General features: G+C 62.4%; 20 protein-coding genes. 4 read left to right on the top strand and 16 right to left on the bottom strand.

Annotated elements, in window-relative coordinates; translation table 11 throughout:
- Positions 1–47: 47 nt before the first annotated feature.
- From ACCD05_RS23115 to ACCD05_RS23100, 4 genes are all read left to right on the top strand, one after another.
- Positions 48–1,019 carry an ABC transporter substrate-binding protein gene (locus ACCD05_RS23115; RefSeq protein WP_413395596.1) on the top strand — a complete coding sequence of 324 codons (972 nt, stop codon included), beginning with the start codon at positions 48–50 and terminating at the stop codon, positions 1,017–1,019.
- Between the two features lie 414 nt (positions 1,020–1,433).
- Positions 1,434–2,627, top strand: a complete 1,194-nt coding sequence (locus ACCD05_RS23110; RefSeq protein ID WP_413395594.1) for an efflux RND transporter periplasmic adaptor subunit — start codon at positions 1,434–1,436, stop codon at positions 2,625–2,627.
- Positions 2,628–2,640: 13 nt separating this feature from the next.
- Positions 2,641–5,937: an efflux RND transporter permease subunit gene (locus tag ACCD05_RS23105; protein WP_413395592.1), complete on the top strand. Its 3,297-nt coding sequence runs from the start codon at positions 2,641–2,643 to the stop codon at positions 5,935–5,937.
- A gap of 202 nt (positions 5,938–6,139) precedes the next feature.
- Positions 6,140–6,850: a Crp/Fnr family transcriptional regulator gene (locus ACCD05_RS23100; protein ID WP_047514505.1), complete on the top strand. Its 711-nt coding sequence runs from the start codon at positions 6,140–6,142 to the stop codon at positions 6,848–6,850.
- Here ACCD05_RS23100 and ureG read toward each other — a convergent pair.
- The 16 genes from ureG to urtA all read right to left on the bottom strand — a co-directional run bounded on the left by ureG (position 6,828) and on the right by urtA (position 20,678).
- Complete coding sequence (ureG, locus tag ACCD05_RS23095; protein ID WP_047514508.1) at positions 6,828–7,439, bottom strand: urease accessory protein UreG; 612 nt, start codon at positions 7,437–7,439, stop codon at positions 6,828–6,830. The genes ACCD05_RS23100 and ureG overlap by 23 nt on opposite strands.
- A 91-nt stretch (positions 7,440–7,530) precedes the next feature.
- Positions 7,531–8,202, bottom strand: a complete 672-nt coding sequence (locus ACCD05_RS23090; RefSeq protein WP_413395589.1) for an urease accessory protein UreF — start codon at positions 8,200–8,202, stop codon at positions 7,531–7,533.
- Between the two features lie 3 nt (positions 8,203–8,205).
- A complete protein-coding gene (gene ureE / locus ACCD05_RS23085) occupies positions 8,206–8,718 on the bottom strand; it encodes an urease accessory protein UreE (RefSeq protein ID WP_413395587.1) in 513 nt (170 codons plus the stop codon).
- Positions 8,719–8,826: 108 nt separating this feature from the next.
- Positions 8,827–9,657 carry a GGDEF domain-containing protein gene (locus tag ACCD05_RS23080; protein ID WP_047514517.1) on the bottom strand — a complete coding sequence of 277 codons (831 nt, stop codon included), beginning with the start codon at positions 9,655–9,657 and terminating at the stop codon, positions 8,827–8,829.
- Between the two features lie 341 nt (positions 9,658–9,998).
- The gene (gene ureC, locus ACCD05_RS23075) at positions 9,999–11,708 is read right to left on the bottom strand and encodes an urease subunit alpha (RefSeq protein WP_018897105.1); all 1,710 of its coding nucleotides are present in this window, start codon (positions 11,706–11,708) and stop codon (positions 9,999–10,001) included.
- 3 nt (positions 11,709–11,711) lie between these two features.
- Positions 11,712–12,335, bottom strand: coding sequence for a Urease operon accessory protein (locus tag ACCD05_RS23070; RefSeq protein WP_413395648.1), 624 nt, complete (start codon positions 12,333–12,335; stop codon positions 11,712–11,714).
- Positions 12,336–12,351: 16 nt separating this feature from the next.
- Positions 12,352–12,744: a lysozyme inhibitor LprI family protein gene (locus ACCD05_RS23065; protein WP_413395646.1), complete on the bottom strand. Its 393-nt coding sequence runs from the start codon at positions 12,742–12,744 to the stop codon at positions 12,352–12,354.
- 38 nt (positions 12,745–12,782) lie between these two features.
- Complete coding sequence (locus tag ACCD05_RS23060; RefSeq protein WP_047514525.1) at positions 12,783–13,088, bottom strand: urease subunit beta; 306 nt, start codon at positions 13,086–13,088, stop codon at positions 12,783–12,785.
- 10 nt (positions 13,089–13,098) lie between these two features.
- Positions 13,099–13,353 carry a DUF1272 domain-containing protein gene (locus ACCD05_RS23055; protein ID WP_413395584.1) on the bottom strand — a complete coding sequence of 85 codons (255 nt, stop codon included), beginning with the start codon at positions 13,351–13,353 and terminating at the stop codon, positions 13,099–13,101.
- A 7-nt stretch (positions 13,354–13,360) separates the two neighbouring features.
- On the bottom strand, positions 13,361–13,663 hold the full coding sequence (locus tag ACCD05_RS23050) for an urease subunit gamma (protein WP_018897100.1): 303 nt from the start codon (positions 13,661–13,663) through the stop codon (positions 13,361–13,363).
- 20 nt (positions 13,664–13,683) lie between these two features.
- On the bottom strand, positions 13,684–14,505 hold the full coding sequence (locus ACCD05_RS23045; RefSeq protein ID WP_413395582.1) for an urease accessory protein UreD: 822 nt from the start codon (positions 14,503–14,505) through the stop codon (positions 13,684–13,686).
- Between the two features lie 161 nt (positions 14,506–14,666).
- Positions 14,667–15,362, bottom strand: coding sequence for an urea ABC transporter ATP-binding subunit UrtE (gene urtE, locus ACCD05_RS23040; RefSeq protein WP_037186079.1), 696 nt, complete (start codon positions 15,360–15,362; stop codon positions 14,667–14,669).
- A 202-nt stretch (positions 15,363–15,564) separates the two neighbouring features.
- A complete protein-coding gene (gene urtD, locus ACCD05_RS23035; protein WP_018897097.1) occupies positions 15,565–16,320 on the bottom strand; it encodes an urea ABC transporter ATP-binding protein UrtD in 756 nt (251 codons plus the stop codon).
- 5 nt (positions 16,321–16,325) lie between these two features.
- Complete coding sequence (gene urtC / locus ACCD05_RS23030) at positions 16,326–17,489, bottom strand: urea ABC transporter permease subunit UrtC (protein WP_413395580.1); 1,164 nt, start codon at positions 17,487–17,489, stop codon at positions 16,326–16,328.
- Positions 17,486–19,105 (bottom strand): urea ABC transporter permease subunit UrtB, encoded by a 1,620-nt coding sequence (gene urtB / locus ACCD05_RS23025; protein ID WP_413395578.1) that lies wholly within the window; start codon positions 19,103–19,105, stop codon positions 17,486–17,488. Before urtB ends, urtC begins: the two co-directional genes overlap by 4 nt.
- Positions 19,106–19,385: 280 nt before the next feature.
- Entirely contained in the window at positions 19,386–20,678 is a 1,293-nt protein-coding gene (gene urtA, locus ACCD05_RS23020) for an urea ABC transporter substrate-binding protein (protein ID WP_413395576.1), read from the bottom strand.
- Between the last annotated feature and the right edge of the window lie 147 nt (positions 20,679–20,825).

Genomic DNA, 20,825 nt, shown 5'->3' with positions numbered 1-20,825 from the left:
TTCCCGACACTGGGGTCGGGCGTAAAAAAGAAAGAGGGAACAAGAAAATGAAAAAACTGGTTCTTGCAATGATGGCGAGCGCCATGGCGATGGCGGCAAGCCACGCGATGGCCGCCGACAAGGTGACGCTTCAGCTGAAGTGGGTCGCCCAGTCGCAGTTCGCCGGCTATTACGTCGCCAAGGACAAGGGTTACTACGAGGAAGAAGGCCTCGACGTAGACATCAAGCCGGGTGGGCCTGATATCGCGCCCGAGCAGGTGATCGCCGGCGGCGGCGCCGATGTGATCGTCGACTGGATGGGCGGCGCGCTGGTTGCCCGCGAAAAGGGCGTTCCGCTCGTCAACATCGCCCAGCCCTTCCAGAAGTCCGGCATGGAACTGATCTGCCGCAAGGACGGCCCGATCAAGACCGAAGCCGACTTCAAGGGCCACACGCTCGGCGTCTGGTTCTTCGGCAACGAATATCCGTTCTTCGCCTGGATGAACAAGATCGGCCTGAAGACCGATGGCGGCAAGGACGGTGTGACCGTGCTGAAGCAGAGCTTCGACGTGCAGCCGCTCCTGCAGAAGCAGGCCGATTGCATCTCCGTCATGACCTATAACGAATACTGGCAGGCGATCGATGCCGGCTTCAAGCCTGAGGAACTGACGGTCTTCAACTACACCGCCATGGGCAACGACCTGCTCGAGGACGGCCTCTACGCCAATGAAGAGAAGCTGAAGGACCCGGCCTTCAAGGAAAAGATGGCCAAGTTCGTCAAGGCTTCGATGAAGGGCTGGAAGTACGCCGTCGAGAACCCCGACGATGCAGCCGAGATCGTCGTCGATGCCGGCGGTCAGGACGAAAACCACCAGAAGCGGATGATGAGCGAAGTGGCCAAGCTGATCGGCGACGGCACCGGCAAGCTCGACACCACGCTCTACGACCGCACCGCCAAGGCCCTGCTCGATCAGAAGATCATCAGCAAGGAACCGACGGGCGCCTGGACGCACGACATCACCGACGCGGCGGCCAAGTAAGAAACGGTTGCCAGATCACCTTAAGAACAGGAAACGCGCGGGCTGGCACCGCGCGTTTCTCATTTAAATCACAAAAAATTCGTGGCGTTGTCGGATCAGCGTCGGCTGGCGCGTCATAGGAATGACGGAATTGCGGATCAACAAACCGAATGCCGGCATCACGGAATGGTGATTGATCTCGGCCGTCGAGATTACTAATGTGCGCCGCGAGGAATTATTTTCTGCCGGGCTTGTGCGTGGGGCAAAACGATACCACGTACATGTCGGATTTGCCGGACGAGGGTCATCTTACGAAGTAAGATACGGCAATGATGCGGGAATATTTCTGAGCTTGCACTTACGGGAGAAGGCCTTCGCGAGCTGAGGACAAGGCGCGAGTTTGGCCAACCTTTTTCAAAGACTGGACAAAGACGCATGGTACGCATGACGCCTAAAACTCTACGCGCCTCCACCCTTATCGCGGCTGCCTTTGCCGCATCGGTCGCGTTCGCGCAGGAAAACCAGCCGCCCAAGACGCAGCAGAACCTGCCCGTGATCGTGGTCACGACTGCGGCCAAGCGCGCGCTGGTCGATCGCGTCATCGGCACCGGCACGATCCGCCCGATCGAGGAAGTCTATATCCAGCCGCAGGTCGAGGGTCTCTCCATCCGCGCGCTCAACGTCGATGTCGGCGACAAGGTCGAGGCCGACAGCACGATTGCGACGCTGAACGATGATGCGCTGGTGCTGCAGAAGGCGCAGATGATGGCGACCAAGGCCAAGGGCGAGGCAAGTCTCGCCCAGCTGCGCGCCCAGCTGGTCGAGGCCAAGGCCAATGCCGAACAGGCCCGCCTGCAGCAGTCGCGCGCCGACGAGATGGGCAAGAAGGGCACCGTCTCCACCGCCCAGGTCGAGCAGGCCGACGCCACCGCCGCGACCGCCAATGCGCGCGTCTCCTCGGCGGAACAGGCAATCGAGGTGGCGATCGCCGACCTGAAGGTGATCGACAGCCAGATCGCCGATGCCGACCTGAAGCTGGCGCGCACGGACGTGAAGACGCCAGTGTCAGGCGTGATCTCGGCCAAGAACGCCCGCATCGGCGCCATTGCCGCCGGCACCGGCGAGCCGATGTTCACCGTCATCAAGGATAGCGCCATCGAGCTCGTCGCCGAGCTGTCGGAAACCGATATTCAGAAGATCAAGGTCGGCCAGCGCGCCATCGTCACGCTGTCGGGCAACCGCACGAAGATCGAAGGCAAGGTCAGGATCGTCTCCCCGACGGTCGACCAGTCGACCCGGCTCGGCCTCGTGCACATCTATATCGACGACGAGAGTGCTGCCCGCTCCGGCATGTATGCCAGCGCCGACATTATCGTCGCCGAAAAGAACGACATCGCCCTTCCGCTGTCGGCGGTCACCACAGGCCGTAACGGCTCCACCGCCCGCAAGGTCGAAGACGGCGTCGTCAAGCAGGTGAAGGTGACGACAGGTATCCAGGATGGTGGCTTCGTCGAGATCTCGGAAGGCCTGAAGGAAGGCGACACCGTCGTCGCCAAGGCCGGCGCCTTCGTTCGCGATGGCGACAAGATCACCCCTGTCACCGAAGCCGTATCGGCACAATCGAACTGACCGAGGCCAATCCATGAATTTCTCCGCATGGTCGATCCGAAATCCGATTGCGCCGCTGCTCGCCTTCGCGCTGCTGGTGTTCGTGGGCATCCAGGCCTTCTACAAGCTGCCGATCACCCGCTTCCCGAATATCGACGTTCCCGTCGTTTCCATCACCGTCACGCAGAGCGGCGCCTCACCGGCCGAGCTCGAAATGCAGGTGACCAAGGAGGTCGAAGACGCGGTCGCCTCGATCAGCGGCATCGATGAAATCCAGTCGACGGTCACCGACGGCCAGTCGCAGACGGTCGTCGTCTTCCGCATCGAGAAGCCGACCGCCGAAGCCGTTCAGGATACCAAGGACGCCGTCGACAAGATCCGCAGCGATCTTCCCGCCGGCATCGAGGAACCGATCGTCACCAAGGTCGATGTCGAAGGACAGGCGATCCAGACCTTTGCCGTCTCCTCCCCCAACATGACGCTCGAGGAACTCTCCTGGTTCGTCGACGATACCGTCAAGCGCGCCCTGCAGGGCCAGCCCGGCATCGGCCGCATCGACCGCTACGGCGGCGCCGACCGCGAAGTGCGTGTCTCGCTCGATCCCGGCAAGCTCGACGCCTATGGCATCACCGCCGCCGACGTGAACCAGCAGCTGCGCGGCACCAACGTCAACCTCGGCTCCGGCCGCGGCCAGGTCGCCGGCAACGAGCAGACGATCCGCACGCTCGGCGACACGCGCGACGTCTCGCAGCTCAACACGACAACCATCAGTCTGCCCAACGGCCGCTTCGTGAAGCTCTCCGAGCTCGGCACGATCGACGACACCTACGAGGAGCAGAAGTCCTTCTCGCGCTTCAACGGCACGCCATCGGTCACCTTCGCTGTCTTCCGCGCCAAGGGCGCCAGCGAAGTCTCTGTTGCCGAAACCGTTTCGGAAAGCCTGACGGAGATTCGCAAGGCCAATCCGAACGTCAAGATCGAGATGGTGGATGACAGCGTCTACTTCACCTACGGCAACTACGAGGCAGCTCTTCACACGCTGATCGAAGGCTCGATCCTCGCCGTCATCGTCGTCTTCCTCTTCCTGCGCAACTGGCGCGCGACGCTGATCGCCGCCGTGGCACTGCCCTTGTCGGCCATCCCGACCTTCTGGATCATGGATATCATGGGGTTCTCGCTGAACCTCGTGAGCTTCCTGGCGCTGACGCTGGCCACCGGTATTCTCGTCGATGACGCGATCGTCGAGATCGAGAACATCGCCCGCCACATCAAGATGGGCAAGACGCCCTACAAGGCGGCGCTCGAAGCGGCAGACGAAATCGGCCTCGCCGTTATCGCCACCAGCTTCACCATCATCGCCGTCTTCGTGCCGGTGTCGTTCATGCCTGGTATCGCCGGGCAATACTTCATCCAGTTCGGCCTGACGGTCGCCTTCTCCGTCTTCTTCTCGCTCGTAGTGGCGCGTCTCATCACCCCCTTGATGGCCGCCTATCTGATGCGAGCCGAAGACGGTATGGAAGACCATCACGACAATGACGGCACGATCATGCGCGGCTATACGCGCCTGGTCACCGGCACCACGCGCAAATGGTACTGGCGCTACACCACGCTGCTCTGCGCCATCGCCTTCCTGATCGGCTCGATGATGTTGCTCAGCCGCGTGCCCGGCAGCTTCATGCCGCCGGACGATTCCTCGCGCGTCGTGCTGTCCGTCGAACTGCCGCCGAACGCCACGCTCGAAGACACCGCCGCCGCATCGAGCAAGGTCTACGACGCGGTGCGCGGGATCGACGGTGTGGAAAGCGTCTTCGTTCTCGGCGGCGCCTCGCCCAAGGGCGATCTCGAGCTGCGCCGTGCAACCGTGCGCGTCATCCTCGGCAATATCGATCACTCCCTGCTGAAGACCCTCGTCAACAAGGGTCTCGGCGGACTGCCTGTCATCGGCAACCTGATCCCGAAGATGGAAGAACACGGCCGCACGCGTCCGCAGTGGGATGTCGAAAAGGATATCTTCGCCGCCGTGCGCGGTATTCCTGATGTGCGCATCTCCAAGGTCAACGACCGCGCCGAGCGCGACCTCACCTTCAACTTCCTTTCCTCCAACGAGGACGATCTGAACGAGGCCGTCAGCCTGCTGGAATCGAAGCTGCGCGCGTCGCCGATCCTGGCCAACGTCTCCTCCGAGGGCGCCCTGCCCCGTCCGGAACTGCAGATCCGCCCGCGCATGGCCGAAGCCTCCCGCCTTGGCATCACGCCGCAGCAGATCTCGGAGACGATCCGCGTCGCCACCATCGGCGATATCGACGCCAACCTCGCCAAGATCTCGCTCGACGACCGGCAGATCCCGATCCGCGTGCAGGCATCGCTCGATGTCCGCCGCGATCTGGCCGCCATCCGGGCGATCAAGATCAAGACGGCGAGCGGCGCCAGCGTTCCGCTCTACAGCGTCGCCGATGTCGACTATTCGGAAGGTCCGAGCTCGATCAAGCGCAACAACCGCAACCGCGTCGTCGCCATCGGTTCCGACGTGCCCTTCGGCACCGCGCTCGATACCTCGACCGCCGAGTTCAAGCGCATCGTGTCGGAAACCGAGCTGCCGAAGAGCGTGCATCTGGCCGAAAGCGGTGACGCCAAGGTTCAGGGCGAAATGGTCCAGAGTTTCGGCAATGCCATGCTGATGGGCCTGATGCTGGTTCTGGTCGTGCTGATCCTGCTCTTCAAGGACGTGATCCAGCCCTTCACCATCCTGTTCTCGCTGCCGCTTGCGATCGGCGGCGTGGCGCTCGCGCTGATCGTCACCCAGAACGCGCTCTCCATGCCTGTTCTGATCGGCATACTGATGCTGATGGGTATCGTCACCAAGAACGCCATCCTGCTCGTCGATTTCGCGATCGAGATGAAGCGGCATGGGATGGAGCGTGTCGAAGCCATGGTGGAAGCCGGCCGCAAGCGCGCCCGCCCGATCATCATGACCTCGATCGCCATGTCGGCGGGCATGCTGCCCTCGGCGCTCGGTGTCGGCGAAGGCGGCTCGTTCCGCTCGCCGATGGCGATCGCCGTGATCGGCGGCATCATCGTCTCGACGGTGCTATCGCTCGTCGTCGTCCCCTCCTTCTTCCTGATCATGGACGACCTTTCCCGCCTGCTCGGCTGGCTCTTCGGCCGCCTTGTCGGCAAGAAGGACGAAGAGCAGCTGCCGCTCTCGCCCGAGGAACTCACCACCGCCGTCACCAGCCTCGACGGCCGCGTCACCGCGATCGAGAAGCCCGACGACAAGAAGGGCAAATCCGGCGGCAACGTCGTTCGCCTGCCGCCCTTCGCGGCGGAATAATCGGATCACACGAAAAAGCCGGGGTTCGCCCCGGCTTTTGATCTTCGGCTTCATGAAATCTCCGCAAGTGGCGCATGGCTGCGACCTCAGGCTTTCTTGTTTCTTGCTCCCACTTGATGCAGATCAACTTTCACCGCAACCATTCCGGCTAGTTTAAGCGCATGGCAGGCGTGGCCTGCGACCGACGAATGTGGAGAAAGAGATGACGACGGGCTTGAAACTGAGCAATGTGCACAAGGCCATGCTTGGCGAAACCATTCTTTTTTCCGGCCTCAACCGGGATGAGCGCAACGCGCTTCTCGCTTGCGCGACCATCGTACGCTACCAGACGCATGACATGCTGTTTCATCAGGGCGAACGGGGCGAGTATTTCTATTGCGTGCTGACGGGCTTCGCCCGGCTCTATCGCCTCGGCGGCGACAATCAGGAAGGCGACATCCGTATCTGCGAGCCCGGCGACAGCTTCGCCGAATGCCTGGTCACCGATGGCGGCGATTATCGCTATGGCGCCCAGGCCATGGAGCACTCGATCTTCGCGCGCTTCAATCTCGAACAGGTCCGGGCGCTGGTCGAACACCGGCCGCATATCGGCATCGCGATCATGCGCAGCCTCTCGCAGCACCTGCTATCGACGATCGATTGCCTGGCGAGCGACCGCATGCAGACCGCACCTCAGCGCGTCGCGACCTATCTGCTCACCCATTGCAAACCGGAAGGTCTTGCGGCGAAGATGCGGCTCCCCTTCCAGAAAAGCCTGTTGGCGCGCAAGCTCGGGCTGGCGCCCGAGGCACTCTCCCGCGCCTTCTCGTCGCTGCGCGCCGCCGGCGTTACCGTCAGCGGCCGCTCGATCGAGATCAGCAATCTCAACGTCTTGAAGACGATCCCGGCGATTACAAGCCGCCATGCACCTTGAGGAAATCGACGATGGCACCGATGCCGTCGCCGCGCTTCATGTCCGAGAACACGAAGGGGCGCGTATCGCGCATGCGCGTCGCGTCCCGGTCCATCACGTCGAGATCGGCGCCGACATAAGGCGCGAGATCCTTCTTGTTGATGACGAGAAGGTCCGACTTGGTGATCCCGGGCCCGCCCTTGCGCGGAATTTCCTCACCCTGGCAGACCGAGATCACATAGATGGTGATATCGGCGAGATCGGGCGAGAAGGTCGCGGCCAGATTGTCACCGCCCGATTCGATGAAGACCACGTCGAGATCGGGAATGCGCTCGTTGAGGCCGGCAATGGCCTGCAGGTTGATCGTCGCGTCTTCACGAATAGCGGTGTGCGGGCAGCCGCCTGTTTCCACGCCGACAATGCGCTCCGACGGCAGCGCCTGCATGCGCATCAGCGCCTCGGCATCCTCGGTCGTGTAGATGTCATTGGTGACGACGGCGACCGAATATTGGTCGCGCATCGCCTTGCAGAGCTTTTCCGTCAGCGCTGTCTTGCCCGAGCCGACCGGCCCGCCGATGCCGACCCGCAGAGGTCCATTTCCTGATTTCATATCGTGCACTCCAATCGAGAATAATCATAGCGCGTCAACCGCAAGGCGGCCACCGGCAAATGGCGCAGATCGTTAGCGACAAGCGCCGTTGTCACGACCGGAAAAGCCGCGTCGATTGCGTCTCGTGCCGTAGCGAGACGATATCGGCCTGCACCGTTGCCGAGCCCAGCTCATCGAGCGTCGCACCCGCCGCCCGCCGCGCGAGCAGCGCGATATCCCCTTCCCGCGCCGCCATGATCGCGACACCATCCTTCTGCCCGGCAACGCCGAGCCGGATGCCGGCGGAAACAGCCTGTGAGACATAGGCATGCAGAAAGGCGGCAATCGCCTTTTCAGCGCCGATCCCATGCGCGCCGGAAACGGCACCGACGGCAACAGGATAAGCCACATGTTTCGACAGCCGTGTGAACACCTCATCAGGCCATGCGCCGGCCGCCGACAGGAACGCGTCGCCGAGCAGCATCGTCTCCTGATGGCGCTCGCGCGATCCCGCCAACGCCTCGGCAAGCTCGGCCACATCGGATAGCGCCGAGGCGTCGCCCTGCACCCTGTTGCTCTCGGCAAGCAGCACGACGTCGTTCCAGATGGCGCCGTGATCCATCATGGCATCAAGCCAATCGCCCAGTGATGCGGCGTCGTGCACCAGCCCGTCATGCACTGCCCGCTCCAGCCCGCCCGAATAGGCGAACGAGCCCACCGGAAAGGCCGGCGAAAGCCATGCCATCAACCGCAGCAGCGCCTGAAGATCACCGTTCTCGGTCATGGCTCAGTCGTGCGAATGGTTGTGCCCATGATCATGTCCATGGTCGTGGCCATGCCCGTGATCATGTCCATGCGAGTGGCTGCCATGGGAATGATAGGCACCGCGCGCCGGCTGGAACGGCTCGGTGACATCAGAGACCGTCGCGCCCAGTCCCTCGAGCATGGCGCGGATGACATGGTCGCGCAGGATCAGGATACGCTCTTCCTCGATCTGCGCACCCAGATGCCGGTTGCCCAGATGCCAGGCGAGCTCGATCAGATGCAGGCGATCACGCGCCTTGATCTCGAAAAGCTTCTCGTCGGCGGCAACGATCTCCACCAGCTCGCCATCGCCGAGCACCAGCATGTCGCCATTGGCGAACAGCACCGGCTCCTTGAGGTCGAGCATGACCATCTCGCCATTGTCGAGATGCAGCAGCTTGCGCCGGAGATGCCTCAGATCATGCGGCAGCACGACCTTGTGCGTGGGGTGGGAAGACGGCGTGCCGGCCGGCAGATAGGAGTTGATATACTGCATGATGTGTCCATTCCGGTTCAGGCGAGGAGCATGCAAAATCGGCTGGAACCGCGCAAGGGTCAAAACGCCGTATTGCGCACTATACGCGTGTCGTTGCAACGCTTTAGACTAATGAATGGCGGACGACCTGCCGTCGACATTGGTTTCATCCTGGCTGAGCCGCATGCGGCGCTGCAGCCCCTCGTCCTCGTGCACGACGCGATTGCGGCCGAGCGTCTTCGCCAGATAGAGCGCCTTGTCGGCCGCGGTATAGGCCGCCTGCCTGCTTCGCCCATCGAAGAGCTCCGCGATGCCTGCCGACATCGTGACATTGAAGCTGCAGCCATCGAGCGCGATCGTCCGCTCGGCAAGCCGGTTGCAGGCCGCACGGATCTGCGCCACCCGCTCCTCCTTGAGCGGCGCGATGACGACAACCCCGAACTCCTCGCCGCCGAGCCGCGCAATAGTCGAATCCGCGCTGAAGGCCGCCGACAGCTCTGCGGCGACAGCGACGATAACAGCATCGCCGCAGGCATGCCCGTAGCGATCATTGACAGCCTTGAAGCGGTCCACGTCGAAGATCGCGAGACAGGCGGGCTCATCGACATCATCGAGCGCCTCGGTAAATGCCCGTCGGTTCAGGAGGCCGGACAGCATGTCGGTGCGGCTCAGCTGCTCGAACTCCGCGCGCGAGACGCTGAGCTGATGCATGGCATAGCCCGCGACCAGGGCCAGCGCTCCCGATACGATCCCGCCGATCACCCAGGAAAGCGCCACGCCATAGATGACGGCATGCTCCAGCGAAACCGGCAGCACACCGGCCCAATCGAGCGGCAACAACAGCACCGCAATACCAAGCGACGAGAGCATCACCGCGGCGAAACTCATCTTCAGCGCATAGGTGTAAATCGTCAGGCGATTCCTGAAATCGCCGAGCTCCGCCTCGAGTAAAATATGCATCCGAATCGACCTTTTTGCCCTCGCCCAAGTCTATTGATGAGACACGAACCGCTGCCGGGGTCTTAAGGGAATCGCTAGGATTTTAACGAGTTTTGTAAATTGTTCGTGCGCTGCACAATGGATCGAAACGCGACGAAAATGGCTCTGGAAGTGTTCGCGAGGCCGCGCAGCTAAGAAATTGATAAATCACATTTTTCAGGATTTAACCGGTCGCCGCGTCCCATTTCGGACGCAACGCCCCATGGTGGAACAGAACACAATCGTGATACAACTTTAAGAATGCATTGCTAAACGTGTAGCCAGAAGTTGGCCGGCACCGTGGCGCCGGCCATTAAAGGTCATCAATACATGAAGTAGCGCTGCGCCATCGGCAGCGAGGTCGCCGGTTCGCAGGTGAGCAGCTCGCCGTCGGCGCGCACCTCGTAGGTTTCCGGATCGACCTCGATATGGGGCGTCAGGCTGTTGTGGATCATCGATGCCTTGGAGATGCCGCCGCGCGTGTTCTTGATGGCGACGAGGTCCTTGGCGACGCCGAGGCGGCCCTTCAGGCCGGCATCGAGCGAGGCTTGGCTGACGAAGGTGACCGACGAGTTGGTGCGCAGCTTGCCATAGGCGGCGAACATAGGACGGTAGTGCATCGGCTGCGGCGTCGGGATCGAGGCGTTCGGATCACCCATCGGGGCAGCGGCAATCGAGCCGGCGAGCAGCACCATCTCCGGCTTCACGCCGAAGAAGGCCGGGTTCCACAAGACGAGGTCGGCGCGCTTGCCGACTTCGATCGAGCCGATCTCGTGGCTGACGCCCTGCGCAATCGCCGGGTTGATCGTGTACTTGGCGATATAGCGGCGGACGCGGAAGTTGTCGTTGTCCCCCGTCTCCTCCTTCAGCGGACCGCGCTGGCGCTTCATCTTGTCGGCCGTCTGCCAGGTGCGGATCGCCACTTCGCCGACGCGACCCATGGCCTGGCTATCGGACGAGATGATCGAGAAGGCGCCGATATCGTGCAGGATGTCTTCGGCCGCGATCGTCTCTTTTCGAATGCGGCTTTCGGCAAACGCGATATCCTCGGGGATCGACGGCGACAGATGGTGGCAAACCATTAGCATGTCGAGATGCTCGGAAATCGTGTTGACCGTATAGGGCCGTGTCGGGTTGGTGGACGACGGGATGACGTTCGACTGGCCGCAGATCTTGATGATATCGGGCGCGTGACCGCCGCCCGCCCCTTCCGTGTGGAAGGCGTGGATGGTGCGGCCCTTCAGCGCTCCGATCGTGTCCTCGACGAAGCCGCTTTCGTTCAGCGTGTCGGTGTGGATCATCACCTGGATATCGTATTCGTCGGCAACCGAGAGGCAGCAGTCGATCGCTGCCGGCGTCGTGCCCCAGTCCTCGTGCAGCTTCAGCGACGACGCGCCGGCCAGCACCATTTCCTCGAGCGCGGCGGGCAGCGAGGCGTTACCCTTGCCGGCGAGCGCGAGATTCATCGGGAAGCCGTCGAAGCTTTCGATCATCCGCTCGATGTGCCAGGCGCCGGTGCAGGTGGTGGCGAGCGTACCGTGCGCCGGGCCGCTGCCGCCGCCGAGCATGCAGGTAATGCCGGACATTAGCGCTTCCTCGATCTGCTGCGGGCAGATGTAATGGATATGCGCGTCCATGCCGCCGGCGGTGATGATCTTGCCTTCGCCGGCGATCGCCTCTGTCGAAGGGCCGACGATGATGTTGACACCAGGCTGCGTATCCGGATTGCCGGCCTTGCCGATGGCGTGGATGCGGCCGTTCTTCAGCCCGATATCAGCCTTGACGATACCGGTATGGTCGATGATCACGACGTTGGTGATGACGGTGTCGACCGCGCCCTGCGCCCGCGTCGCCTGGCTCTGCCCCATGCCATCGCGGATGACCTTGCCGCCGCCGAACTTCACCTCTTCACCATAGGTGGTGAAATCCTTCTCGATCTCGATGAAGAGCTCGGTATCGGCAAGCCGCACCTTGTCGCCGGTGGTCGGGCCGAACATGCCGGCATAGGCGGCGCGTGAAATCTTGTAGGGCATGGGTCAGGCTCCTTGGGAGGACGAACGGGATGCGGACGGATAAAACCGCGTGACGCGGCCGGCGGCGACGTAGGCGTCGACGAGCTGCCTTTCGGCGGCGAAGGGATGCCACTCCCAGCCTTGATGGCCGAAGCCGGCAAGCGCGATCGGGGCATCGGGAAATCGGTTCATGACCTCAGCGATCACGATCATGCCGCTGCTCGGCACGACGTAAAACGCGGGATCAAATGCGGCCAGCGCCTGGTCGACGCCATCATGAATCACTTTGTCAACGACCACATGCACCTTGCCAGCTTCCTTGCAGAAGCTGCTGAATTGACTCGTATAGTCGTCGCAGAAATCGTCGAGCTCTGGATGCGAGACGGCCAGCGGGCCTTTGAGTGCCGCGAACTTTTCCGGATCGCGCACGCTCCAGATTTCGGCAGCCTCGACCACGGCGGGATGCGCGCGCCATGCTTCGGAAGACAGCATCGCCTTTGCGGGACGGCCGGTATTGCAGACGGCGACGACATCGGTGCGGCCGGGGCTCGCCTCATAGGATCGGCATTCGTTGAAACGGATGACGAAGCGTGCTGCGGCGACTGCCGCGGCCCCTTCCGCACCGATCTCACCATTGCCGACGATCATGATGCTCTCTGTCACCTCAGTTGCTCATCGCGTCTTCGAGCGTCTTCAGCTCCTTGGTCCTGGCATCGGTCACGTTGGCGATGCAGCCGGCAACCAGCATCGGCTCCATCGTACCGCCACGCGCCTGAAAGCCGGCTGCCTCGCATTGCGCATCACGGTAAGTAATCCACGCGCGCTGGGCAGTAACCAGAGCTTTCTCCGCCCCCTTCATGTCGTCATCCTGATCGCTATCGATGGCGACCATGGCGGCGCGGGTCTTCTTATATTGAACGTTGAGCGCCTTGTCGGCCTCGTCCTGCCGCGCCCGCTCGCAGAGCGTCATGTCGGTCTGCGTCGTCGGGCTCTTGCAGTCGATCTCCTCGGCGCCGGCGCCACCGGCCGCCATCAACACCAGCAGGCCGAAACCCATAGGCATCAAGAAACGCATCATCTCCTCCCGAGACATGATCACAGCTTGCCCATCACCAGCTGGCGGAAGCCATAGACTTCGCGCTTGCCGGATAGCGGGATCAGCGTCACCGAGCGCGTCTGCCCCGGCTCAAAGCGCACCGCGGTCCCGGCCGGAATATCGAGCCGCATGCCATGCGCCTTCTCGCGATCGAAGGAGAGCCCGGCATTGGTCTCGCCGAAATGATAGTGGCTGCCGACCTGCACCGGACGGTCGCCGGTGTTCGACACCTCGATGGTCACGGTCGGCGCGCCGGCATTGAGTTCGATTTCGCCTGGTGCGGCAATGATTTCGCCTGGGATCATGATTTTCTCCTCACGCAGCCTTCACGGGCGCGCAGCCCTCGGCCTTCAGCACGCGTTTCGTCGATGCCGGGTTGTTGATGAGCTTGGCCGCCGGGCGCACCGGCCGACGCACCAGTTCGCCGCCGCAATTCGGGCAGATGCCTGAAAGCACGTTGTCGGCGCAATCAGCGCAATAGGTGCATTCGAAGCTGCACATCATGGCCTCGCAGCTTTCGGGCGGCAGGTCCTTGTCGCAGCATTCGCAATTGGGTCGAAGCTCGAGCATGATGGCCTCAGCGGATCGGTTCGTGGACGGTGACAAGCTTCGTTCCGTCAGGGAACGTCGCTTCCACCTGCACGTCGTGGATCATCTCGGCGATGCCGTCCATCACCTGGTCGCGGCCGATGACATGGGCGCCGGCTTCCATCAGCTCGGCCACCGGACGGCCGTCACGCGCGCCTTCGACGACGTAGTCGGTGATGAGCGCGATCGCCTCGGGATAGTTGAGCTTGACGCCCCGCTCCAGCCGCCGCCGCGCGACCATCGCCGCCATCGAAATCAACAGCTTGTCTTTTTCTCTTGGTGTGAGGTTCATCGTGCATCCATCTGCTTGAACTAGAGATTCCAGACTTTCGGCACAGGCGCGCCGTTGCGCAAGGCTGAAATGATCGGGATCAGGATTTTTCGAAGTGCGAAGCCATCCGACGCTGCCAGCCGAACGACCAGCTTGCCCGCCCAGCAGCTGGCGCCGCCCATGTGACCGTCGAGCAACGGCCTGACCGCATTGAGATAGCTTTCCGCTTGTGGCCCGACATAAAGCAGCGTTGCGAAGGCGACCTGGCCCGAAAGCACCGCCTGCTCGCGCGTCAGCGCCTGGACCTCGCCCGCGAGCCTCAGATCCTCGGCATGGCAGAGCCGGCCTTCTTGGCGGATACGCCAGCGGTCGCGAAACAGCCCGGAGACAACCGCCTCGCCCATCGCCTTGCGCCCGAGCAGGACCGCCTCGACCGCCAGAAACTCCGCTCCCTCGTCGAGGTCGACATCGAGCCGTCGATAGAGCGAGGAGCGATCGAAGAGGATGGTTTCCTGCGGCAGCCAGTCGACCCGCGCATTGGCGCCGATCTGGATTTTCGTGGTGATCTCGGCGGTGCCGGCGGACGCCTTGTAGATTTTCTCGCAGGCCTGCGTGGTCACGTCGATGCGCGTACCGGGACCCGCCACGACACTCCAGTCCATGCGGTCGCCACCGGTGAGCCCACCGGCCGTGTTTATGATGACGGCTTCCATCGAGGCATCGAACGTATCAGGCAGCCGGATCTTCGCGGCACCCTCCTGATAGAGCTCGCGAATGCGCGTGCGCCCGCCCAGCGACTTCGCGGCCAGATGCCCGCGGCCTTCGGCCCTTTGCGGTCTGGTGGCTGCCGCGGCGTTCGTCATTCCATGCCCTTTTCATGCCGCCGGTTTGCCCGGCCGTTCTCATTCAATCCTGTAACTAATTGAAAGCAAGCAATTTCCGTGCCGCGCGAAGGACACCGCAATCCCGGCGCCGGCCAGCCGCGCGAATATCATCGAGTGCCTTTAAAAGCGGCGAATGCCGATCAGACGGTCAGATGCCGGCGCGCCTCTGGCGTATCCAACGTCTCCGCCAGGCCCTCGTGGACGATCTCGCCGCGATCCATGATGTAGACGTAATCGGCAAGCTCCCGGCAGAAATCGAGATACTGCTCGACCAGCAGGATCGCCATGCCGGTACTATCACGCAGATAGCGGATCGCCCGGCCGATATCCTTGATGATCGACGGCTGGATACCCTCGGTCGGCTCGTCGAGCACGAGGATCTTCGGCCGCGTCACCATCGCCCGCCCGATCGCCAGCTGCTGCTGCTGCCCACCCGAGAGATCGCCGCCGCGCCGCCCGAGCATGGTCTGCAGCACCGGAAACAGGCTGAAGATATCGTCCGGGATGTTCTTGTCGCGGCGCGTAAGCGGCGCAAAGCCGGTCTCGAGATTCTCCTTCACCGTCAGCAACGGAAAGATCTCGCGGCCCTGCGGCACATAGCCGATACCCTGCTTGGCGCGCGCATAGGGCGCAAGGCCATTGAGCCTGGTGTCGTTGAAGGTCACCGTCCCTGAAGACAGCGGATGCTGGCCGGTGACGGCGCGCAAGAGTGAACTCTTGCCGACCCCGTTGCGGCCGAGCACGCAGGTGATCTTGCCCATCTCGGCCTTCAGCGAGATGCCGCGCAGCGCTTGTGCTGCGCCATAGTGGAGGTTTGCGTTTTCGACGGTCAGCATGGTTTTCCCCTATGATGGCTTGCGGTTGTGGCGCCCCCCTCTGCCCTGCCGGGCATCTCCCCCACAGGTGGGGAGATTGGCTGGGCGCACCCGCTCGCTCCAACGGCTATTGATTGACGAGACGCCCGCCACTGGTCGATCTCCCCCCTTGTGGGGGAGATGCCCGGCAGGGCAGAGGGGGGTATCACGCGCACAACGCTCATCACCGCCCCAGATAATTCTCGATCACCTTCGGATCGGAGCTGACGAAATCGATCGACCCCTCGGCCAGCACCGAGCCTTCGGCGAGACACGTCACCTTCACCCCAAGGTCACGAATAAAGCCCATGTCGTGCTCGACGACGACGACCGACCGCGTCTTGGCGATCTCCTTGAGCAGGATCGCCGTCTCCGCCGTCTCCGCATCCGTCATCCCGGCCACCGGCTCGTCCACCAGCAACAGCTTCGGCTCCTGCGCGAGCAGCATGCCGATCTCCAGCCACTGCTTCTGCCCATGGCTGAGATTGGCGGCGAGGTCGTCGCGGCGATGCGTCAGGCGAACGGTCGCGAGGATCTCGTCGATACGCGACCGATCCTCGCTCGACAGCCGGTAGAACAAAGTCGAGAACACGCCGCGCCGGCGGTTCAGCGCCAGCTCGATATTGTCCCACACCGTGTGGCTCTCGAACACCGTCGGCTTCTGGAACTTGCGGCCGATCCCCAGCTGGGCGATGTCGGCTTCGTCGAGCTTGGTGAGATCGGTCTGGCCGTTGAAGAACACCTGGCCGGTATCCGGCCGGGTCTTGCCCGTGATGATGTCCATCATCGTCGTCTTGCCGGCGCCGTTCGGGCCGATGATGGCGCGAAGTTCGCCCGGTTCGATGACGATCGACAGCGAATTCAGCGCCTTGAAGCCATCGAAGGAGACGGAGACGTTGTCGAGGTAGAGAACGCTGTTGGGTTTGACGTCAGGGATCATGGCGCTCACTCCGCTGGCTGGATTTCGGCATCGACACCATCCTCGCGCTTGGCGGGCGGCCTGTCGCTGGAGGATGGCTTGCGTTTGCCGATATACTGGCCAATCGTGCCGACGATGCCCTTGGGTAGGAACAGCGTGACCGCCACGAATAACCCGCCGAGCGCGAAGAGCCAGAATTCGGGGAAGAGGCCGGTAAAGATCGTCTTGCCGCCATTGACCATGATCGCGCCGATGATCGGCCCGATCAGCGTCGAGCGCCCACCGACCGCCGTCCAGATGACGACTTCGATCGAGTTGGCCGGCGCAAATTCGCCGGGGTTGATGATGCCGACCTGCGGAACGTAGAGCGCGCCGGCGATCCCCGCCATCATCGCCGAGACGACGAAGGTGAAGAGCTTGAAGTGCTCGACGCGGTAGCCGAGGAAGCGCGTGCGGCTTTCCGCATCGCGCACGCCGACCAGCACCTTGCCGAACTTCGAGCGCACGATGGCGGACGCGATCAGCAGCGACAGCGCGAGCAGGATCGCGGTGGCCGAGAAGAGAGCCGCGCGCGTGCCGTCGGCCTGGATGTTGTAGCCGATGATATCCTTGAAATCGGTCAGGCCGTTATTGCCGCCGAAGCCCATGTCGTTGCGGAAGAAGGCGAGCAGCAGCGCATAGGTCATCGCCTGCGTGATGATCGAGAGATAGACGCCGTTGACGCGCGAGCGGAAGGCGAACCAACCGAAAACGAAGGCGAGCAACCCCGGCACGACAAGCACCATCAGCGCCGCGAACCAGAAATGGTCAAACCCATGCCAGAACCACGGCAGTTCCTTGTAGTTAAGGAACACCATGAAATCGGGCAGGATGGGGTCGCCGTAGCTACCGCGCGTGCCGATCTGGCGCATCAGATACATGCCCATCGCATAACCGCCGAGCGCGAAGAAGGCGCCGTGGCCGAGCGAGAGAATACCGCAGAAACCCCAGACGAGATCGAGCGCCAGCGCGAGAAGCGCATAGGTCAGATACTTGCCGAACAGCGACATGATGTAGGTCGGGATGTGCACAGGGCTTGATGCCGGCGTCATCAGGTTCAACACCGGCACCAGCACGGCAAGGGCCAGCAGGATGAAGAGCGCGACGATGATCTTGCGATCGAGAGACCGGAGAAGGAAGGCCGTAATCATGCTTCCACCGCCCTTCCTTTGAGTGCGAAGAGCCCACGCGGCCGCTTCTGGATGAAGAGAATGATGAGGACGAGCACCAGGATCTTGCCGAGCACGGCGCCGGCGAAGGGTTCGAGGAACTTGTTGACGACGCCGAGCGACAGCGCCCCCACCAGCGTGCCCCACAGATTGCCGACGCCGCCGAACACCACGACCATGAAGCTGTCGATGATGTAGCTCTGGCCGAGATTGGGCGAGACGTTGTCGATCTGGCTGAGCGCCACGCCCGCCATGCCGGCGATGCCGGAGCCGAGCGCGAAGGTGAAGGCATCGACCCAGCCGGTGCGGATGCCCATCGACGCCGCCATGCGCCGGTTCTGCGTGACGGCACGCATTTGCAGGCCGAAGGCGGAACGCTTCAGCAGCATGAGCAGTGTCACGAACACCGCCATCGAGAAGACGATGATCCAGAGGCGGTTCCAGGTGATCGACAGGCCGCCGAGTTCGAACGCGCCCGACATCCAGCTTGGATTGCGCACTTCGCGGTTGGTCGGCCCGAAGATCGAGCGTACCGCCTGCTGCAGGATGAGCGAGACGCCCCAGGTTGCGAGCAGCGTTTCCAGCGGACGACCGTAGAGATAGCGGATCACGCTGCGTTCGATGACGAGACCGACGAAGCCGGTGAAGATGAAGGCGGCGGGAACGGCGAAGGCCAGCGAATAGACTTCGAGACCGGGGAAAGTCGAGGCGATGTACTGCTGCACCACATAGGTCGTGTATGCGCCGATCATCACCATCTCGCCGTGCGCCATGTTGATGACGCCCATGACGCCGAAGGTGATGGCAAGGCCGATGGCGGCAAGCAGCAGCACCGAGCCGAGCGACAGGCCGTACCAGACGTTCTGCACCACGTCCCAGAGCGCCAGGCTGCGGTTGATCGTGTTGATATGCGTCTGGATCGCGCCCTTGAGTTCGTCAGGCGCGGTCGCCATGGCGGCCGTCAGGATGGTCAGCGCGTTGCGGCCGCCACGGGCGGCGATCGTGTCGATGGCCGCCTTCTTGTCCTCGGCGCCGACATCGCTCTTCAGCACCATCACGGCGCGGGCGGCTTCCATCGTCTCCTTGACCTCGCCGTCCTTCTCAGTGGCAAGCGCGGAGTTCAGAAGTTCGAGATTGGCGGGATCGGCATCGCGCAGCAGCCCCTGGGCAGCCGCAAGGCGGGCGCCGCGATCGGGAGAGAGCAGCGTCAGCTGGCTCATCGCCGTGGCGATGACGCCGCGCAGCGAATTGTTTATCCTGACCTTGGACATGTAGTCCGCGTCGATATCGGCGACAGCCTCGCCGCTGATGGGATCGGAGAATGTCGGCTCGTCCTCCGTGCCGCCCTGAAGCAGAACCGGGCCACCGCTTTCCGAATTCACGTAAAGCTGGCCGTCGCTGAGCTGCTGCAGGATCTGGCTGACATGGGCATCGCCGGATGCGACCAGCGCCTTGATGGCGACCTCGCGCTCCGGGAAATCGCCGACGCCGAGCGCGTCGACCAGCGCGTGGATGTCTTCCTGCGCCTTCAGCGCCGTGGCGAATGCCGGCAGGGCCAGGCACAAGGTCAAAAGCAAAATCTTGATGGCGCGATACATCGGCTTTCTGCCTCGGTTATCGTTGGCCTACAGCATCTGCCCGAAAATCGATCTCGATTTTCGGAAAGCACGATGCTGCAGTTTCTAAAGGCTAGCGCGCTCTTTGTGCGTCCACTTTGGACGCACGGCGCGCCAGCGGCGCAATCGGGGAAATTCAGGCCTCTAACTCGGCAACTGCCGTCCGAAGCCTCAAGGCCACGCTTCGGAGAGAGAACTTCCGCCCGGACAGGAGGGCCGGACGGAAGCTGTTTTCAGGCTTTTAGAGTGAAGGGGTGTCCACTCAGGAGCCCTTGCCGCCGCACTTGCCCGTTGCGACATTGAAGTTGCCGCAGTTCATGGGCTTGCGCCAATCGGAGATCAGGTCCTTGGAGTCAGGCAGGAAGTCGGACCATTCGTCGCCGACCACGGCAGGGGTCTGCTGGACGATTTCGAACTGGCCGTTCGCCTGGATTTCACCGATCAGCACCGGCTTGGTGATGTGGTGGTTCGGCATGACGGTGGCGTAGCCGCCCGACAGGTTCGGAACAGTGGTGCCGATGATCGTGTCGAGAACCTTGTCCGTGTCGGTCGTGCCGGCAGCCTGAACCGCCTTAACCCATGCGTTGAAGCCGATATAGGCAGCTTCCATCGGGTCGTTGGTCACGCGCTTGTCGTTCTTGGTGTAGGCATGCCATTCCTTGATGAACTTCTTGTTGGCCGGGCTTTCGACCGATTCGAAGTAGTTCCACGCAGCGAGGTGGCCGACCAGCGGCTTGGTGTCGAGACCGGCAAGCTCTTCTTCGCCGACCGAGAAGGCGACAACAGGGATGTCGGTTGCCTTGACGCCCTGGTTGCCGAGTTCCTTGTAGAACGGAACGTTGGCGTCACCGTTGATGGTGGAGACGACGGCGGTCTTCTTGCCGGCGCCGCCGAATTCCTTGATCTTGGAGACTTCCGTCTGCCAGTCGGAGAAGCCGAACGGCGTGTAGTTGACGATGATGTCTTCCTTCGGAATGCCCTTCGAGATCAGGTAGGCTTCCAGGATCTTGTTGGTCGTGCGCGGATAGACGTAGTCGGTGCCTTCGAGAACGAAGCGCTTAACGCCTTCCTTTTCCATCAGGTAGTCGACGGCCGGGATCGCCTGCTGGTTCGGAGCGGCACCCGTGTAGAAGATGTTGCGCGAGGACTCTTCGCCTTCATACTGAACCGGGTAGAACAGGATGGAGTTGAGCTCTTCGAACACCGGCAGGACCGACTTGCGCGACGAGGACGTCCAGCAACCGAAGACGGCCGCGACCTTGTCCTTTTCGATCAGCTCGCGTGCCTTTTCGGCAAACAGCGGCCAGTCGGAAGCCGGATCGACGACGACGGCCTCGAGCTTCTTGCCGAGAAGGCCGCCCTTCTTGTTCTGCTCGTCGATGAGCATCAGCATGGCGTCTTTCAGCGTCGTTTCGGAGATCGCCATCGTGCCGGACAGCGAATGCAGAACGCCGACCTTGATGGCGTCGTCAGCCGCAACGGCTCCATGGAATGCGGCCGTGGCCGACATGACGGCGCCGAGCACGGCACCGGAAACATATGATCGCAGATTCATCTGGTTGATCCCCTCTTCTTGTTCCGACAACAGGCCTGAAACGGCGATTAACTGTTGCTTAAGGGACTATCCGGTGCTGCACTGCGAAAGCGTATACGCGAAATGACGTAGGTGACGGGGCGAAATGTGCAGTTTTGCGTTGCACCG

The sequence above is a fragment of the Rhizobium sp. Rhizsp42 genome (assembly GCF_047304155.1).
Classification (GTDB): Bacteria; Pseudomonadota; Alphaproteobacteria; order Rhizobiales; family Rhizobiaceae; genus Rhizobium.
The sequence above is the reverse complement of the archived record's forward strand: the minus strand, read 5'-3'. Positions and strand labels throughout refer to the sequence as shown.

Bases quoted from the DNA above. Each gene is read 5' to 3' on its own strand.
- ACCD05_RS23115 (WP_413395596.1), top strand. From the start codon at position 48: ATGAAAAAACTGGTTCTTGCAATGATGGCGAGCGCCATGGCGATGGCG.
- ACCD05_RS23110 (WP_413395594.1), top strand. From the start codon at position 1,434: ATGGTACGCATGACGCCTAAAACTCTACGCGCCTCCACCCTTATCGCG.
- ACCD05_RS23105 (WP_413395592.1), top strand. From the start codon at position 2,641: ATGAATTTCTCCGCATGGTCGATCCGAAATCCGATTGCGCCGCTGCTC.
- ACCD05_RS23100 (WP_047514505.1), top strand. From the start codon at position 6,140: ATGACGACGGGCTTGAAACTGAGCAATGTGCACAAGGCCATGCTTGGC.
- ureG (WP_047514508.1), bottom strand. From the start codon at position 7,439: ATGAAATCAGGAAATGGACCTCTGCGGGTCGGCATCGGCGGGCCGGTC.
- ACCD05_RS23090 (WP_413395589.1), bottom strand. From the start codon at position 8,202: ATGACCGAGAACGGTGATCTTCAGGCGCTGCTGCGGTTGATGGCATGG.
- ureE (WP_413395587.1), bottom strand. From the start codon at position 8,718: ATGCAGTATATCAACTCCTATCTGCCGGCCGGCACGCCGTCTTCCCAC.
- ACCD05_RS23080 (WP_047514517.1), bottom strand. From the start codon at position 9,657: ATGCATATTTTACTCGAGGCGGAGCTCGGCGATTTCAGGAATCGCCTG.
- ureC (WP_018897105.1), bottom strand. From the start codon at position 11,708: ATGCCCTACAAGATTTCACGCGCCGCCTATGCCGGCATGTTCGGCCCG.
- ACCD05_RS23070 (WP_413395648.1), bottom strand. From the start codon at position 12,335: ATGATCGTCGGCAATGGTGAGATCGGTGCGGAAGGGGCCGCGGCAGTC.
- ACCD05_RS23065 (WP_413395646.1), bottom strand. From the start codon at position 12,744: ATGGGTTTCGGCCTGCTGGTGTTGATGGCGGCCGGTGGCGCCGGCGCC.
- ACCD05_RS23060 (WP_047514525.1), bottom strand. From the start codon at position 13,088: ATGATCCCAGGCGAAATCATTGCCGCACCAGGCGAAATCGAACTCAAT.
- ACCD05_RS23055 (WP_413395584.1), bottom strand. From the start codon at position 13,353: ATGCTCGAGCTTCGACCCAATTGCGAATGCTGCGACAAGGACCTGCCG.
- ACCD05_RS23050 (WP_018897100.1), bottom strand. From the start codon at position 13,663: ATGAACCTCACACCAAGAGAAAAAGACAAGCTGTTGATTTCGATGGCG.
- ACCD05_RS23045 (WP_413395582.1), bottom strand. From the start codon at position 14,505: ATGACGAACGCCGCGGCAGCCACCAGACCGCAAAGGGCCGAAGGCCGC.
- urtE (WP_037186079.1), bottom strand. From the start codon at position 15,362: ATGCTGACCGTCGAAAACGCAAACCTCCACTATGGCGCAGCACAAGCG.
- urtD (WP_018897097.1), bottom strand. From the start codon at position 16,320: ATGATCCCTGACGTCAAACCCAACAGCGTTCTCTACCTCGACAACGTC.
- urtC (WP_413395580.1), bottom strand. From the start codon at position 17,489: ATGATTACGGCCTTCCTTCTCCGGTCTCTCGATCGCAAGATCATCGTC.
- urtB (WP_413395578.1), bottom strand. From the start codon at position 19,105: ATGTATCGCGCCATCAAGATTTTGCTTTTGACCTTGTGCCTGGCCCTG.
- urtA (WP_413395576.1), bottom strand. From the start codon at position 20,678: ATGAATCTGCGATCATATGTTTCCGGTGCCGTGCTCGGCGCCGTCATG.